The organism is Flavobacterium fructosi, from assembly GCF_042787335.1.
Lineage (GTDB): Bacteria > Bacteroidota > Bacteroidia > Flavobacteriales > Flavobacteriaceae > Flavobacterium > Flavobacterium fructosi.
On record NZ_JBHZQA010000006.1, the window covers coordinates 21265 to 38684 of the forward strand.

16 protein-coding genes are annotated in these 17420 nt (G+C 32.4%); 4 read left to right on the plus strand and 12 right to left on the minus strand.

Annotated features, from left to right (window positions below; all coding sequences use genetic code 11):
* Positions 1 to 4: 4 nt before the first annotated feature.
* From ACFX5D_RS10580 to ACFX5D_RS10605, 6 genes are all read right to left on the minus strand, one after another.
* The gene (locus tag ACFX5D_RS10580; RefSeq protein WP_379858165.1) at positions 5 to 1366 is read right to left on the minus strand and encodes an exonuclease domain-containing protein; all 1362 of its coding nucleotides are present in this window, start codon (positions 1364 to 1366) and stop codon (positions 5 to 7) included.
* Between the two features lie 74 nt (positions 1367 to 1440).
* Positions 1441 to 2103 carry a YggS family pyridoxal phosphate-dependent enzyme gene (locus tag ACFX5D_RS10585; protein ID WP_379858166.1) on the minus strand — a complete coding sequence of 221 codons (663 nt, stop codon included), beginning with the start codon at positions 2101 to 2103 and terminating at the stop codon, positions 1441 to 1443.
* Positions 2104 to 2133: 30 nt separating this feature from the next.
* Positions 2134 to 3354 carry a DUF1015 domain-containing protein gene (locus tag ACFX5D_RS10590; RefSeq protein ID WP_379858167.1) on the minus strand — a complete coding sequence of 407 codons (1221 nt, stop codon included), beginning with the start codon at positions 3352 to 3354 and terminating at the stop codon, positions 2134 to 2136.
* 74 nt (positions 3355 to 3428) lie between these two features.
* Complete coding sequence (locus tag ACFX5D_RS10595; protein ID WP_379858168.1) at positions 3429 to 4316, minus strand: 3-hydroxyacyl-CoA dehydrogenase family protein; 888 nt, start codon at positions 4314 to 4316, stop codon at positions 3429 to 3431.
* Position 4317: 1 nt separating this feature from the next.
* A complete protein-coding gene (locus ACFX5D_RS10600) occupies positions 4318 to 4914 on the minus strand; it encodes a hypothetical protein (protein WP_379858169.1) in 597 nt (198 codons plus the stop codon).
* Positions 4915 to 4920: 6 nt separating this feature from the next.
* Positions 4921 to 5886, minus strand: a complete 966-nt coding sequence (locus tag ACFX5D_RS10605) for a Gfo/Idh/MocA family protein (RefSeq protein ID WP_379858170.1) — start codon at positions 5884 to 5886, stop codon at positions 4921 to 4923.
* Positions 5887 to 6030: 144 nt separating this feature from the next.
* Between ACFX5D_RS10605 and ACFX5D_RS10610 the strand changes: the two genes are divergently transcribed.
* Positions 6031 to 6672, plus strand: a complete 642-nt coding sequence (locus tag ACFX5D_RS10610) for a protein-L-isoaspartate(D-aspartate) O-methyltransferase (RefSeq protein ID WP_379858171.1) — start codon at positions 6031 to 6033, stop codon at positions 6670 to 6672.
* A gap of 39 nt (positions 6673 to 6711) precedes the next feature.
* On the opposite strand, the gene ACFX5D_RS10615 is transcribed toward ACFX5D_RS10610, so the two are convergent.
* Both ACFX5D_RS10615 and smpB read right to left on the minus strand, forming a co-directional pair.
* On the minus strand, positions 6712 to 7761 hold the full coding sequence (locus tag ACFX5D_RS10615) for a Fic family protein (protein WP_379858172.1): 1050 nt from the start codon (positions 7759 to 7761) through the stop codon (positions 6712 to 6714).
* Positions 7762 to 7847: 86 nt separating this feature from the next.
* Positions 7848 to 8300, minus strand: a complete 453-nt coding sequence (smpB, locus tag ACFX5D_RS10620; protein ID WP_379858173.1) for an SsrA-binding protein SmpB — start codon at positions 8298 to 8300, stop codon at positions 7848 to 7850.
* 69 nt (positions 8301 to 8369) lie between these two features.
* Between smpB and ACFX5D_RS10625 the strand changes: the two genes are divergently transcribed.
* Positions 8370 to 8600: a VF530 family protein gene (locus tag ACFX5D_RS10625; protein WP_379858174.1), complete on the plus strand. Its 231-nt coding sequence runs from the start codon at positions 8370 to 8372 to the stop codon at positions 8598 to 8600.
* A gap of 7 nt (positions 8601 to 8607) precedes the next feature.
* On the opposite strand, the gene ACFX5D_RS10630 is transcribed toward ACFX5D_RS10625, so the two are convergent.
* From ACFX5D_RS10630 to ACFX5D_RS10640, 3 genes are all read right to left on the minus strand, one after another.
* Positions 8608 to 9159: a DUF3575 domain-containing protein gene (locus ACFX5D_RS10630; RefSeq protein ID WP_379858175.1), complete on the minus strand. Its 552-nt coding sequence runs from the start codon at positions 9157 to 9159 to the stop codon at positions 8608 to 8610.
* Between the two features lie 135 nt (positions 9160 to 9294).
* Positions 9295 to 9843, minus strand: coding sequence for a GNAT family N-acetyltransferase (locus ACFX5D_RS10635; RefSeq protein ID WP_379858176.1), 549 nt, complete (start codon positions 9841 to 9843; stop codon positions 9295 to 9297).
* A 24-nt stretch (positions 9844 to 9867) separates the two neighbouring features.
* Positions 9868 to 10719: an aldose 1-epimerase family protein gene (locus ACFX5D_RS10640; RefSeq protein WP_379858177.1), complete on the minus strand. Its 852-nt coding sequence runs from the start codon at positions 10717 to 10719 to the stop codon at positions 9868 to 9870.
* Between the two features lie 309 nt (positions 10720 to 11028).
* Between ACFX5D_RS10640 and ACFX5D_RS10645 the strand changes: the two genes are divergently transcribed.
* Positions 11029 to 13281, plus strand: coding sequence for a M1 family metallopeptidase (locus ACFX5D_RS10645; protein WP_379858178.1), 2253 nt, complete (start codon positions 11029 to 11031; stop codon positions 13279 to 13281).
* 467 nt (positions 13282 to 13748) lie between these two features.
* Positions 13749 to 14303, plus strand: coding sequence for a fasciclin domain-containing protein (locus tag ACFX5D_RS10650; RefSeq protein ID WP_379858179.1), 555 nt, complete (start codon positions 13749 to 13751; stop codon positions 14301 to 14303).
* Between the two features lie 657 nt (positions 14304 to 14960).
* On the opposite strand, the gene pheT is transcribed toward ACFX5D_RS10650, so the two are convergent.
* Positions 14961 to 17381, minus strand: coding sequence for a phenylalanine--tRNA ligase subunit beta (gene pheT, locus ACFX5D_RS10655; protein WP_379858180.1), 2421 nt, complete (start codon positions 17379 to 17381; stop codon positions 14961 to 14963).
* Positions 17382 to 17420: the final 39 nt, after the last annotated feature.

A 17420-nucleotide genomic window follows, 5' to 3' on the forward strand; every position in this document is an offset into this window, starting at 1 on the left:
AAACTTAAAACTTGATTATTTTCAATGTTTTACTTTTTCGAACATGACCTTGAATGATATTCTTAGTGTCCCTGTTATTTTGCATTGGTATAATAATATTTTTAAGGATTTCAATATTGTGAATTTGATAATTCAAATCATAAAATGCATATCCTTTATAAATTCCGTTTTCTATTAGAACAGCACTTCGCTCGTTGATGGTTCGCCCTTTATCAATTAATAGCATATTTTGATTTTCAAAGCTAATTTTGTCAATAAAACCTTGAACTCTTATATTGTATTCTTCGGGGGGAACTTGCCCAAGACAGGCTCCGTCACACTCTTTTATGCTGTATTGAAAACAGTTTGTTTTAGTGACATATAAACCTGTTAATTTTTGACACAAATTGTAAGCTGAAGTAATTCTAAACAAAGCATTTTTCCCTTCTTGCAAGGAAGTGAACGAAGTAATTTCTTTTTTTCGGCCATCTGCTTTTTGCAATTTTAGATTCAAATATCCCTTTTCATCTTTCTCTGCATACAAAGCCAGTTGGAAAATACTTTTTCTTTGTGCTTGGTTATGAATAGGTTTGTTGATTTTTATTTCTTGGCTTTCTTTTAATAAAGCAATCAATTCGCTTCCTGTTTCATCATAAGTTACCGTGAAAACTTCTGCTTGAATTTTTTTGCATTTAGTTGTAGTTCCCGTGAAATGCTGGTTGACACGTTTTTTTATGTTTAGACTTTTGCCAATATAAACTAAGTTGCCTTTTTCATTATGAATGTAATAGATGCCAGTTGTAGAAGGTAAACTAGCAATGATATCGAGTAGTTTTGGAGCAATTCCTTTTTCAACTTCGAGTTTAATAAAATCTTTTACGATTTCTTTTTCTAAATCTTTGTCTAATAGCATTTTGAATAGCTTTACTGTAGCCATTGCATCACCACTCGCCCGATGTCTATCGGCCATTGGGATTCCAAGGGCACGAACGAGTTTGCCCAAACTATGTGAAGGTTGCTCTGGTAATAATTTTTTTGACAATTCAACGGTACAAAGTGTTCTTGCCTCAAAATCATAGCCTAATCGTCTAAATTCAGTTCGAAGAATTCTATAATCAAAAGAAGCATTGTGTGCTACAATTACGCAATCATTTGTCATTTCAATAATGCGTTTGGCTACTTCAAAAAATTTGGGAGCAGAGCGCAACATTTCATTATTGATTCCAGTCAATTTAACTACAAAAGGCTGAATTGGAATTTCTGGATTAACCAAACTTATGAATTGATCCACCACTTCATGGCCGTCAAATTTATAGATAGCGATTTCAGTGATTCCTTCTTCGTTGAATTGTCCTCCAGTGGTTTCTATGTCGAGTATTGCGTACAAATTTTTTGTTTAATGTTTAATGTTTCGAGTTGTGAAACATCTGAAGTCAAAAATCGTTAATCGAAATTTGAAAATCAAATTCTTCCTCCAAAGATACTACTTCCTATTCGAACCATGGTGCTTCCACATTCAATTGCCAGTTGATAGTCTCCGGACATTCCCATGGAAATAGTTTTCAGTTTACAGTTTACAGTTTTTAGTGGTCGTAATCCATCAAAAATCGATTTCAAATGAGTGAATTCTTTCTTAATTTGTTTTTTGTCATCTGTAAATGTGGCCATTCCCATCAATCCTACCACTTGAATATTTTTCATTTCTTGAAAATCATTAGAAGATAAGAGTGAAGCTAGTTCCTGCTCGTCAAGACCAAATTTAGTTTCTTCTTCGGCAATATGTATTTGCAATAAACAATCAATAATTCTGTTATTTTTTTGCGCTTGCTTATTGATTTCCTGCAATAATTTTAAACTATCCACTCCATGAATGAGGCTCACAAATTGCGCCATAAATTTGACCTTATTCGTCTGTACATGACCAATCATATGCCATTGAATGTCTTTTGGCATTTGGTCCCATTTTTCCTCCATTTCCTGGATTTTGTTTTCTCCAAAAATGCGTTGTCCTGCTTCATAAGCTTCCATCAAGTCGAGAATGGGTTTGGTTTTAGAAACAGACACCAAAGTTACATGTTCCGGTAATGTGGATTTTATTGAAAGTAAGTTTTGAGCTATTGACATTTTTTAATCTTTTAATTTATTAGTGTATAATCAAAGTTCATAAATTACTAAACCACTTCTAAACTTCGGTTCGATGTAAGTGCTTTTTGGAGGCATAATCAAATTGTTATCAGCTAAAGCTTTAATTTCTGATATATTTGACGGAAAGAGAATAAAACCAGCTTCAAATTCTCCCTGATCAATTTTTTGTTTTACTTCTAAAATGGATTGCTTTCCTGAGATATACTCGATGCGTTCGTCATTGCGTAAATCTTCGATTCCAAGAAGAGGCATTAGTACTTTTTTGTACAGAATTTGTGTGTCTAAACTTTCCAAAGCAGTTTCGGAAACTTCATTTTCTTTTCGTAAAATTAGGCTATAAAAATCATTGTCGAGATACATTCCGAACTGATGTTTTTCAGAAGGCTGAAAAGGTTGCTTATATTTATTTTCAATAATAAAATCCTTAGCCAGTTCCTTAATGAAATCTTCTTTTGAGAAACCATTCAAATCTTTCACCAGTCGATTAAATTCATAAATCTTAACGTTATTTTCGGAAATTAAATAACTTAGAATATAATCTTTTGCAGTGTTTTCTGGGTCTTTATTTTCTTCAGATAATAATTTTAAAGCTTCCGTACGATGATGTCCGTCAGCAATATATAGACTTTCTGTTTTATCAAATATATTTTGCAACCAACTAATCTCTAATAAATCTTCAATTTTCCATAAATAATGAATTTCTTTTTTGGTAGTTGAGAATTCGAAATCGGCTAATTTTTGTGTGCAATTATAAATCCAATTTTCTATTGTCTTATTATCAGTATACGTCATTAAAACAGGCTCCGTGTTAAACTCGGCATATTTCATATAATCTTTCAGCAACTGAACTCTAAAAGCTAAGATATCTTCATGTTTTTTTATGACATTATTGCGGTAATCTTCAACACTTGTTCCCACAATAATTCCGGTGAAAGAATGTGTTTTGGTAACAATCTTATGAATATAGATAGCCGGCTTTTTATCCTTAACTAAAATAATTTCATTTTTGAATTGCTGATATTTTTGATGTACTAGTCTGTATCTTTTTTCAAAAGAAACAGTTTCCTGATTGGTATAGGCCGGTTTTAGAATATGCAAAAAGGACAAGGGATTAAAATCCAATTGTGCTGCTAACTCGGCATTCATATATTCTTCATAAGAACGACAGGTGACGAGGCAAACTTTATCACGAGTAGGACGAACTGCTTTAAAAGGAACTATTTTAGCCATAATTATGTCAAAAGTCCTAAAGTCGAACGTCTAAAGAAATTAACTTTAAGACTTTCGACTTTTTAATATTGAGATTAAATAAATTGTTTAGAAATCTTCTCCGCTTTTTTGCTTCCGGAATAATCATAGAAACCTTCGCCAGATTTCACACCCATTTTCCCTGCCCGAACCATATTTACTAATAAAGGACACGGTGCATATTTTGGGTTTTTGAAACCGTCGTACATTACGTTTAAAATGGCCAAACATACATCAAGTCCAATAAAGTCGGCCAATTGTAAAGGTCCCATTGGGTGACCCATTCCTAGTTTCATTACGGTGTCAATTTCATAAACTCCAGCAACTTTGTTGTATAAAGTTTCGATTGCTTCATTGATCATGGGCATCAAAATTCTATTGGCAACAAAACCAGGATAATCGTTTACTTCAACAGGCGTTTTTCCTAATTTTTCAGATAAATCCATAATGGTTTTAGTCACTTCGTCAGAAGTATTGTAGCCACGAATAATTTCTACCAATTTCATGATAGGTACCGGATTCATAAAGTGCATTCCTATAACACGTTCCGGATGTGCCACAACTGCTCCGATTTGAGTAATTGAAATCGAAGAAGTATTGGTTGCCAAAATTGTATCGGGAGAACATGTCTCATTCAATTGCTTGAAAATATTTAGTTTTAATTCTACATTTTCGGTAGCGGCTTCAATAACTAAATCTGCACCTACAACACCATCTTTAATATCGGTGTAAGTGATTATATTAGTAATTGTTCTTGCCTTATCTTCTTCGGTTATGGTTCCTTTTGCTAGCATTCTGTCTAAATTGGCAGCAATAGTAGCCATTCCTTTATCTAAAGATTTTTCGGAAACATCTATTAATTTAACGGTAAAACCACTTTGGGCAAATGTATGAGCAATTCCGTTGCCCATTGTTCCTGCTCCGATTACGGCTATTGTTTTCATGTTATATGGTTGGATTAAAATTGAAGTATTTATCTAAATCTTCTTTTATTACTTCGTATTCATTTTCATTGATATATTTATTAGTGTAGAGCCAAATATATCTTTCATATTGAATATTATATGGTAAAACAGGATCTATTAAAAAATATTTCTTTCTAAAAAAATCAATTTGCTTTTGATACACTAGTTCTATAAACGTATTAACTTCTACAGCATTTTTTTTAGTATATATGAAATATAAATGTTTTGAAGATTTTATGTGTTTCTCTTCATATTCCCTAATATTTTTTATTAGCATAAAAATAAATGGTAATAGTAGAAATGAACAAAGTATTTTAAGAGCCAATGGAGGTGCATTATTTAATAAAGCTACTGCACATAAAATTAAAAATAAATTTAAAAAAAGTGATGTGTAAAGTCTTACCGTTGTTTTGTCAAGACTTCCTTTTTCTATATACCAACTATTTTCTATATCTTCTAAGGGGATATTATACTTAAGTTTATGTTTTGCAGTATTTAAATTTACACGTATCTCTTCATCTAATATCTCAAATAGCTGTTTTTGATTCCCATATTTAATTTCTAATTTATTATCCATCAAAAACTACTTCTTAAAACAATCAATAATTTGGTACGCCACTCTTAATGCTTCAGTTGCTTGTTCCAATGTTACAACAGGAGAGGTGTCATTATTGATGGCATCAGCAAATGATTCTAATTCGTCAAGAATTGCATTATTTTGTTCCACATCTGGATTGGAGAAATAAATTTGTTTTTTTACTCCTTCAGCGTTTTGTAAAATGATATCAAAATCACCAGGAACTTCTGGAGCATCTTTCATTTTTACCACTTCGCATTTCTTTTCCAAGAAATCGACAGAGATATAAGCATCTTTTTGGAAGAAACGAGATTTTCGCATGTTTTTCATCGAAATTCTGCTGGCTGTCAAATTAGCAACGCATCCATTTTCGAATTCGATTCGGGCATTAGCAATATCAGGGGTATCACTTATAACCGAAACTCCGCTGGCATTAATACTTTTTACTTTAGATTTCACAACGCTTAAAATAGCATCAATATCATGAATCATCAAATCTAAAACCACAGGAACATCGGTACCACGAGGATTGAATTCTGCCAAACGATGCGTTTCAATAAACATTGGGTTCTCAATCATGTTTTTAGTTGCAATAAAAGCAGGATTGAAACGCTCTACATGTCCAACTTGCCCTTTAACATTGTATTCTTTTGCTAAAGCAATAATTTCTTCGGCCTCTTCAACGGTATTTGAAATCGGTTTTTCTATAAAAACATGCTTGCCTGATTTGATGGCGACTTTGGCACACTTATAATGAGAAAGAGTGGGGGTTACAATATCAATAACGTCAACAGCATGAATGAGGGTAGCTATGGTGCTAAAATGTTTGTAGCCAAATTCTTTAGAAACCTTTTCGGCATTTTCTTGGTTTGGGTCATAAAAACCAACTAATTCATATTTTTCAGATTGTTGTAATAAACGCAAATGTATTTTACCCAGATGACCAGCACCTAACACTCCAATTTTCAGCATAATGATTTAATTTGTACAAAAATAGCAATAAAATGATTAATTTTTTAACGATATGAAACAATTATTTAGCCAATTTAATATTTAAAATTCACTATTTAATATTAGAAATTGTTTTCTATTTTTGCCAAAATAAAATATTAAATTTTGAAAGACACAGCCAAACATCAAGGACTTCGGAATCAATTAGTAAGCACTTTGGAACAAAAAGGGATTATTGATAAAAGTGTTTTGGACGCGATAAAAAAAATCCCAAGACACTTATTTTTGAATTCCAGTTTTGAGGATTATGCTTATCAGGACAAAGCATTTCCTATTGGCGCTGGTCAAACAATTTCTCAACCGTACACGGTGGCTTTTCAATCGCAACTATTAGAAGTGAAAAAAGAACACAAAATTTTAGAAATAGGAACAGGTTCCGGCTATCAAACTGCTGTTTTGTGTACGATGGGAGCAAAGGTTTATAGTGTCGAAAGACAAAATGAATTATTCAAGCAAACATCCATTTTGTTTCCAAAACTAAGTATTCGTCCCAAACATCTTTCTTTTGGTGACGGTTATAAAGGATTACCAAGTTATGCGCCTTTTGATAGTATTATTGTTACGGCAGGAGCTCCTTTTATCCCTCAGCCTTTGATGGCGCAATTGAAAATAGGAGGAAGACTGGTTATTCCGTTAGGAGAAGAGGTACAAATTATGACTTTGTTAATCAGAAAAAATGAAACGCAATTTGAAAAACATGAATTTGGAGAGTTTCGATTTGTACCATTATTAGAAGATAAAAATTAAAATAGAAACCCGTCTCGCTTAAATTACGTGACGGGTTTTTTATTGACCAATAATGTTGAGATATCGCTCTAAATCTTTTTTTTCCGTTTGAGCGATCAATAATAAAAAATCTTCCTTGTTATTTTTAGTTTGAGCTGTTTCCAGTGCCTGATAGTACTGAATTCTACTTTCGTAATCACCTTTTACATTAGCAATGATATAGCCATGTTGCAATAAAATCAAGTTCATGACTAAACGAGAAGTTCTTCCGTTTCCATCAATAAATGGATGAATAGTGAGTATTCGCTCGTGCATTTCAGCAGCTAAAACTACAGGATGCAGGTTGTTTTTATTGGTTTCGTACCAAATAAAAAAATCTTCCATTTCTTTGGCAACCAGAAACGGTTGGGCTGGCATATGACTGCTTCCTTCTATCATCACTTGCACTTTTCGATAACGACCCACGTCTTCCGGATGGATACCTCTTAAAATCAGATTGTGAATTGACAAGACCTCTCGTTCATTAATAGAAGCATTTTTTTTTATCAAATTTTTGATATAAGCAATTGCTTCCTGATGATTAATCACGTCAAGATGTTCCCTCATACTTTTTCCGGAAATAGTCAAACCTTCATTGCTGACCAAATCACTCTCTCGAAGCGTCATTGTGTTCCCCTCGATACGGTTACTTTCAAAAGTGTATTCCATTTCTAATGCTTGAGCAATATGATAGCTGTCGAACTGACGCAAACCATCCAATTTCGTCTTTAAAATATCAATTTCGTCTAATATTTTTTGTAGGGAAGGAGATGTTTTTTTAATGGAAGATTTACTTTGATATCTTATCTCTTCCTCAGCAACTAGTAATGCTTTTAGTGCAAATTCATCTTGACCTATTTCGTAGATAATTTTTTCTTTTAGCCAAGCAACCAGTATTGTTTCTAAATCAATTTCCAGTAATGATGCAAGTTTTATAACTTGATCTCTAGTGGGTTTTCTGCCGCCACTTTCAAATTTACTAATCAAGGCTTGGTCAATTCCTAAAAGCTGCGCCACTTCCCTAGTTTTGAGTCCTTTTTGTTCTCTTGCATTTTTGAGTAGTGTTTTCATTTTTAAATTAAGATTTAAATTGTCTTGACAAATTCAGTCATTTTTGTACGTATAGAAAAATAATTCTTTAAAAATTAATTTTGTATTTAAAATGCTTTTTTGATTCGATCAAGATCTCTTTTAGTATCTTGTTCTTTTAAGGATTCGCGTTTGTCATAGGTTTTCTTCCCTTTACAAAGGCCAATTTGTAGTTTAGCCATTCCTTTTTCATTAGTAAACAATTTCAAAGGAACAATGGTTAGTCCTTTGGCTTGAACACTTTTAATTAACCCTTTCAATTCTTTTTTATTCAAAAGTAACTTACGCTCGCTTCTCGCTTTGTGGTTAAATTGATTGCCAAAAGTATACTCTTCAATGTAAGTATTGATTGCGAAAAGTTCATTATTGCTAAATTCACAGAAACTCTCCGTAATATTAGCTTTTCCTAATCGAATGGATTTAATTTCAGTTCCTGCTAAAACAATTCCAGCAGTAAATGTCTCGATTATTTCGTAGTCGAATTTGGCTCTTTTATTGTAGATATTTATTGTTTTCAGCATAGGAATACAAAGGTAGAAACAAATCTACGAAACACCAATTGTTTTTGTATAAATACTTAAATTTGCAAAATGGAAAATTTAAAATCAAAAGACCCTCTTCACGGAATAACCCTGCTAAGAATCCTGGAACAATTAGTAGAATATTATGGATTTGATACTTTAGGAGAACTCATTAAAATTAAATGTTTTACAGACAATCCCAGTATAAAGTCTTCTTTGACTTTTCTACGAAAAACAGATTGGGCAAGAAAACAAGTTGAGGATTTGTATGTTCAGTCTCTCTCTAAATTTGCCAAATAGTTTTCGTTTACTGGATACGGTAGGAAACCATAACACCACCTCGATAGGGCAACCATTCGCCACTTTTATTCCAATGCTGAGCAGTCTCGTAGCGTTCGCCGGTACTTAAATAATAGCCATGGTAAAATCCCTGTTGGTTTCCACCTCCTAAAAAGCAATCCAATACAAACTTATCATTTATTTTAGCTTGATATCCAATTGTGGCACCCATAATATAGCCAAATCCCTTTTCATAAAGGTCAGTATTTAAATAATTCCATTTTTGGAAATGGAATGCAGTAGCACCTATATGTGCTCCGACATAAAAACCATTATATTTTTCTTTAAAATGATAACGATATTCAGGAATAAAAATATAAAATTGAAGCGGCTTACCATCTACGGATTTCCAAGGTGAGGCTAAAATATCTAATTGAAAAGTTGATTTTTTTCCAATACTAGTCTCAACACCTACATTTGGCACTCCCAATAAAGTAGTCAAAGCATTTACTTTTACGTAAGTTTGACTTTGGGAATCGATAGAAAATAAAAATAGGGTAACTAATAATAAATTTTTCATAATGAACGGTGAACAATGCGTTTTCAATGGTGTAACATTTTTTTGATTGCAAATGTATAGATTATTCTTTCTTATTGTATTAATCAGTTTTTTTGTAATAAATAATATGTAATGATTCATTAAAGGTTCAAAGCGCTACTTATTCAAAATAGAATATATAACAGAATCTAAAAAGCGTCCTTCGAAGAATTCATTTTCCTTAAAATGAGCCTCTTTTATAAAACCGCATTTTTGTAAAACTTTTGTAGAACCTTGATTATCTGGAGCAATAATAGCTTCAATAGAATGCAGCTTCATTTCATTAAAACCATATTTTACTACTTCTTGAACGGCCTCTGTAATAATACCTTTTCCATTGTATTCCGGATGCAACATATAACCAATTTCTGCTCTGTGATGCTCAGGTTTTATTCTGTAATGACCTATAATCCCTATTAGTTTTGGACTATCTTTACAGGTTATAGCCCAGTTTATTCCTTCGATATTTTCGATTTTAGAATTAATCATTGCAATATGTTCTAAGGCATCATCAATTGTTTTAACCAATGTTCTGGGAATATATTTCATGATTTCTGGATTAGAACGCAAAGCGAAAACTTCGTTTACATCACTATCGTTTATTCGTCTCAAAAGTAATCGTTCGGTTTCTAAATTTGGAAATGGAGTGAAATTTATCGTCAACATATCTTGTTAATTTATTTTAATAATTCATAGAACTTCAATGCTGAATTCTGATCTGAAAGTTGAATTTTCTTCCACAACTTGAATCCCTTCTTTCTCAAAAAGATTTCCTGAATTCTCATTTGTGTCGGAATAACCAAACCACGGTTCGATGCAAAGAAATGGAGCATTCATTTTGGTCCAAATTCCTAAACTTGGGAAATCTTTGAAATTTACTCTTAAAAACGGATTTCTATTTTCTAAAATAGTTAGTGACTTTGATTTTAATATTTTAAAAATCAAGGCGTCATTTTTAAATAATTCATAGGTCAATGGAATCTGTCCTTCTTGTATTTCTAGTTTTTTTGTTTGATTTGAAATTAAATCATTTTCTAGAAGGTAATATTCTAAAGATTGCTCTTTGTCAAATTGAATGGAATAATTTTCAAAATTTCCTGGTAAAGCAAATGCGGGATGTGCTCCAATAGAAAAAGCCATCTTAGAATTGCCGTTGTTCATTATTTTATATTCAATGCTTAAATTGGAATTGTCTACAGTATAAATGATTTGCAATTCAAATTGAAAAGGATATGCGCTCAGCGTTTCTTCAGTTGATTGTAACGAGAAAGTCGCAGAATCTTCCTTTTTATCGATTAATTTAAATTCCATATCACGTGCAAAACCATGTCGTGATAAATTATATACGGTTTCGTTATATTGATACGAATTATTTTTTAAGGTGCCAACAATTGGAAACAAAACAGGGGAGTGCTTGCTCCAAAATTCAGGATTTCCTTCCCAAATGTATTCGTTATTATCCTTATTTTTTAGCGAACATAATTCTGCGCCAAAACTATTTATTGTAGCGGTTAAATAGGCATTTTTAATTACTGTTTTCAAAGCCGTTTAGGTTTTAATTTTAAAATGTAAATATATTTTAAAATTTGTTTAAAAATATAAATCAGGGAAAATCTATTTAAAATTAAATAACTATTGGCTTTTCAATAATTCCCTTTTCTTGTTGTAATATGAGTTATTTTTTAGTTATTTGTTAGACTATTTATTTGATTGCAATTTGACTAAAGTAGCGCTCACGTTATAGAGAAGTATTAAATCTTCTATTAATATCAACAGACTGTGTAACAAAAGGATTCACTTTTATACTTATCGGTAATCAAACAAATAAAAAAATAAATAATCAATCGAATTATGAAAAACAATTTCTTTAAAGTTGCATTCTGTTTAGCTTTATTTAGTGGAGTTTCCTCGCTACAGGCTCAGGACACGAAAACAAACGTATCAAAGTACGATTATCACAATGCATTTGCACCTGGTTTTTATACGAAAAATGGAACAGAAACGCGCTCTGCAAGTGGACAACCAGGAGCAAAGTATTGGCAAAATAGAGCTGATTATCAATTAACAGCAAATTTAAATGATAAAACCAGCGAAATCATTGGAACTGAAACATTAACGTATACCAATAACAGCCCTGATAAATTGGCTTTTCTTTGGATGAACGTTGACCAAAATTTATTTAAAAAAGATTCGCGTGGAATTTCAGTTATCCCAGTAGGCGGGAGTCGTAACGGAGCAGATGGAGAAGATTTTGACGGAGGTCATAAAATTAAATCTGTCAAAGTAACTGCAACTGTGAGAGGAAAATTTGTTGAAAAAGAAGCTAAATTTACTATTGTAGATACTCGTATGCAAATTATTTTGCCACAAGAATTAAATGGCAACGGTACTTCAATTAAAGTAAAAATTCAATTTTCTTATATTTCTCCAAAATATGGTTCAGACAGAACGGGAGTTTTAGAGACTAAAAATGGTAAAATTTTTACCATTGCTCAATGGTATCCAAGAATGTGTGTGTATGACGATGTAAAAGGATGGAACACGCTACCTTATTTAGGTGCAGGGGAGTTTTATTTAGAATATGGAGATTTTGATGTTTCAATCACAGCACCTGCAAATCATATTGTAGTTTGTTCAGGTGATTTACAAAACCCTTCCGAAGTTTACACTGCTGAACAGCAAAAACGTTGGGCTCAAGCCTCAGCTAGTGACAAAACGGTTATGATTCGAACAGCTGCGGAGGTAACAAATGCAAATTCTAGACCAGCTGGGAAAACTACTTTAACTTGGAAATTTAAAATTAAAAATTCCAGAGACGTTGCTTTTGCATCATCAGCTGCTTTTCTTATTGATGCTGCCAAAATTAACTTACCTAGCGGAAAAAAATCAATTGCAATTTCTGCTTATCCAGTAGAAAGTGAAGGTCAAGATGCTTGGGGTCGAGCAACAGAATATACTAAATCATCTATTGAAAATTATTCAAAACGATGGTTTGAATTCCCTTATCCAGCCGCCACAAATGTTGCAGGTAACGAAGGCGGAATGGAATATCCTGGTATTGTTTTTTGTGGATGGGAATCTAAAAAAGAGGAATTATGGGGCGTAACGGATCATGAGTTTGGTCACGGTTGGTTTCCAATGATTGTAGGTTCAAACGAACGATTATTTGCTTGGATGGATGAAGGATTCAATACATTTATCAACTCATTGAGTTCACTTGATTTTAACAACGGAGAATACAAGCAACCCGCTTCAGATTTGCATCGTTCTTCAAATAGATTAACTAATCCTGATTTAGAGCCTGTTTTTTCAGCTCCAGATGGATTGAAAGAGGCTAATTTAGGTATCTTAGCATATTACAAACCGGCCTCAGGTCTTACTATGTTGCGCGAGCAAATTTTAGGAAAAGAACGTTTTGATTACGCTTTTAGAACGTATACAGAGCGTTGGGCTTTCAAGCATCCTACACCAGATGACTTTTTCCGTACTATGGAAAATGTGGCGGGCGAAGATTTAAACTGGTTTTGGAGAGGTTGGATTATTAACAACTGGCGTTTTGACCAAGCGGTCTCTAAAGTGAAATATGTGAAAAATGATCCTGCTAAAGGAGCAATTATCACTGTCGATAATTTAGAAAAAATGCCTTTTCCAGTTATCATGGATATTAAATCCAAATCAGGTAAAGTAATTAGAGTTAATCTTCCGGTAGAAATATGGGAACGTAACAAAAGTTGGTCTTTCAAATCTAATACAACCGAAGAAATTGATACTATAACACTTGACCCAGGACATGTTTTTCCAGATGTAAATTCAGATAATAATACTTGGATTGCCGGAAAAGGAGAATTAGAGATCGATGTAATCTTAGATACTTATTTAGGTACATTTGCAAGTAAACAAATTCCCGTAAAAATTGCTTTTTCAGAAGAAAAGGGTATTTTAATAGCGAAATCTGAAGGGCAACCTAATTTAAGTCTTGTGTCTGCCGGAAAAGATAAGTTTGTTTTTGATGCAGCGGGACTTACTATCCAATTTAATGAAAATAAAAACGAGTTTACTCTAGGGGTTAACGGTCAGAGTTTCTTGTTTACAAGAGATAAATAATTTTTGAATTTATTTACAAAAAACGCCAAATGTGAAGGAGGCCACGGAAAAACATCGCTTATTTTGATTAGCGTCGTTTTTTAGACAATAAAAAACGCTTGTTACAGGATTTTTAAACATCCCTTACAAGCGTTTTTCTTTTTGTAACTGTTTTTAATTGTAGGTTGTATCAGCCGATTTTTGAATGATAGAGTTTCATTTTGCATAATGCGCGTGTAGCGTGCATTTGCTACATTAATTTCAGTATTCTTTTTACGTTGAACCATTCCTGAACTTATTTAGCTCTTAATAATTTGTCTCCATTTTGTTTTTAATTTAAAAATATAAAAAGAACGATATCTCGATCATTCAAATAGATACTTTTATTAATCACTGTAAATCAATACTTTAATAAATATTTTTATTTTTTTAAAACTAAAAGTTAACTAATAGCGTAAATGTACTATATAACTTTAATAATAGATTTTATGAAAACTAGAAAATTTTTATCGATTGCATTATTTGCATTAGTACTTGGAGCAACTTCTTTTGCTCAAAAAAGCGTTATGGTTGGTGGAGCTGTAATGTATCCAACAAAAAACATTATTGAGAACGCCGTAAACTCAAAAGACCATACTACATTAGTTGCAGCTGTAAAAGCGGCAGGTCTGGTTGAAACATTACAAAGTAAAGGACCTTTCACCGTTTTTGCTCCAACAAATGCAGCCTTTGATAAATTGCCAAAAGGAACAGTTGAAAACTTATTAAAACCTGAAAATTTAAAAACTTTGCAAACTATACTAACGTATCATGTAGTTGCCGGAAAAATGAACGCTTCAGCTATTGCTAAAGCAATTAAAATGGGAAAAGGAAAAGCAATTTTGAAAACAGTTAGTGGTGGAACTTTGATCGCTTGGATGAAAGGTAAAAAATTATATATTACTGACGAAAATGGTAAATCTGCTAAAGTTACAATTGCAGATGTAAACCAATCTAATGGTGTTATTCACGTTGTTGATGCAGTAGTATTACCAAAACAATAAATTATTTGATTTAAGGTTGAGAATTGTTTATTGAAGAGGCTCTGCAATATTGCAGAGCTTTTTATTTGTATAAAAATGTCTAGCCTTGAAGTAACGATACACAAAAAATCATTCTAATGAAAGTAAGTTGAAATGGAATCTATAGAGAACCTTATAATAGCTTTTTATTTAATTATTTGTCAATTTTACTATTAAACCGCTAGAATTTATTAATTTTTTTTGATATAATTATTACTATATTTTAATCGTTTAGTGAGTAAATGGTTTAAATTTGACTTAAATTTAAGAAATCTTTATGATTTTAAAAATACTCTTCCCTCAAAAGCTATCTTTTCAAATTATAACATTATTCTTTTATTATTTTTTTCTGCAACAAATATTTCTGTGCAATGCGCAGGGTATAGGAACAATATACAGAACGCAATGGGTTGGAGCGGTTGGCGCGCCAAAGACATTATTCGTTTTTTGCTCACATCCCCGTAAATAAAAAAACAGAAATGGGTTTTTCTTTGATTTCTGATTAAAAATTTATAGTTCGGATAAATATTTAAAACTCAGAATGGAGGTAATCAGGATTTAGTTTACCATCCCTATTGCAAATATAAAAGTCCCAATTCTGATTGGAATTGGGACTTTTATATGGAATATAATTGATTTTTATCTTAGACTTGCTCCTAGCTCAGTTTCAAAATTATTTTGTAATTTGCTCATAATTTTATCAATTTGAGTATCGGTCAATGTTTTTGAATTATCTTGAATGGTAAAACTCAAAGCATATGATTTTTTTCCTTCAGGAAGATTTTGCCCTTCATATACATCAAACAAATTAATATCTTTTAATAGTGTTTTCTCCGTTTGTCTTGCAACTGAATAAATACTGTCATACGTTACGTTTTGATCAATCAATAAAGCTAAATCTCTGCGAACTTCAGGATATTTAGGAATCTCAATATGTTTTATTTTAATAGAAATTAATTTTAAAATTAAAGCCCAGTTAAAATCGGCAAAAAATACTTCTTGTTTTATTCCGAAATTTTTCAAAATTGATTTTTTCACAACACCCAATTCCACTATTATTTCTTGGCCAAAGCCAATAGCAATTCCTTCAGAAAACACATCTGAAACTACTGGAAAATTTTGTGTTTTTTGAATTCCTAATCTTGAAAGTATAGCATTTGCATAACCTTTAAACAAAAAGAAATCAGATGGTTTTTGAGCGCTAGTCCAATTTTCCTTATTTCTGTTTCCGGAAAGAAGTAGTGTTAAATGCTTATGTTCTTCGTATCCTGAAAGAAAATTGTGATAGGTTTTCCCAAACTCAAATAATTTTAAATCGGCATTTTTACGATTAATATTATAAGCGATAGCTTCTAATCCTGAGAATAACAGCGATTGACGCATTGTTGCTAAATCATTACTCAAAGGATTAAGCATCGTCACATTATGCGCTGCATTTAATACTTCAGAAAGTTCAACATAAGATGCTGTAGTCAATGAATTAGCCATCATTTCATTAAATCCTTGAGAATTTAATTGAGTGGCAATCGTATTTTGTATTTTATAATCTTCATTTCTTGGAGAATTAGAAACCGTAGCATTTAGTTTTTTAGAAAAATTGATATTGTTATACCCATATACTCTAAGTATTTCTTCAATAACATCAATTTCTCTTTGTACATCAACACGGTAAGCAGGAATTGTTAATCCTAATCCTGCATCAGAAACGCTGTTTACTTTTATATCTAATGAAACTAATATTTTCTTAATATTATCTTTTGGCAATTCCTGGCCTATAATTTTAGCCACTTTGCTAAAATTTAAAAATACGGAGAAGTCTTCAATTTTCTTTGGATAAAAATTAACTACATCTGATGTTATTTCGCCACCAGCTACTTCTTGTATTAATAAAGCCGCTCGTTTTAATGCATATTCAGTAATAGTTGGGTCAATTCCTCTTTCAAAACGGAAAGAAGCATCGGTGTTTAACTGATGTCTTTTTGCCGTTTTACGGATACTTACCGGATTAAAGTACGCACTTTCTAAGAAAATAGAATTTGTATTTTCAGAAACTCCTGATTTTTTTCCACCAAAAACTCCTGCAATACATAAAGGTCCTTTCTCATCACAAATCATTAAATCTTCTTCGTGCAATGTTCTTTCTACATCATCAAGAGTTGTAAATTTTGTTCCTGCAGGAAGAGTTTGAACGATTACTTTTCCGTTAATTTTTGAAGCGTCAAAAGCGTGTAAAGGCTGACCTAATTCATGTAAAACATAATTCGTTACATCAATAATATTGTTTTTTGGATTTAATCCAATCGCTTTTAAACGGTTTTGTAACCATTCTGGTGAAGGTTTTACAGTTATTCCTGAAATAGTCACACCACAATATCTCGGCGCTAGTTTAGGTTCTTTTACATCAACATCTATTTTTAAAGTTCTTTTATCAACTCTAAAATTACTTACCGATGGTGTAATCAATTCAACATTCACAGCACTCTGTAACATTCCAGCTCTTAAATCTCTAGCTGTTCCAAGATGACTCATGGCATCAGCGCGATTAGGTGTTAATCCAATTTCGAAAACTTCGTCATTTTCAATTTTAAATACTGTCGCAGCAGGAGTTCCGGGTATTAAAGCGTCATCTAATATCATAATACCGTCATGGCTTTCGCCAAGACCTAATTCATCTTCGGCGCAAATCATACCGTGACTTTCCTGTCCACGTATTTTCCCTTTTTTTATCGTAAAAGCGACTCCTTCTTTGTCATACAGCGTAGTCCCAATTGTTGCTACAGGAACTTTTTGACCTGCGCCAACATTACTGGCACCGCAAACTATTTGTACTGGAACCCCATTACCTAGATCTACTGTTGTGATTTTTAATCTGTCAGCGTCCGGATGTTGGATACAAGTAAGAACATGTCCTACAACAATGCCTTCTAATCCTCCTTTTACCGATTGGTATTTATCAACAATTTCTACTTCCAGACCTAAATCTGTTAGCAATGCTGCTGTTTCTTCGGATTTCCAATCTATTTTAATGAATTGTTTTAACCAGTTGTAAGATATTTTCATCTGTCAATTTTAATAAGATTGCAAAGATAATCAATGTTT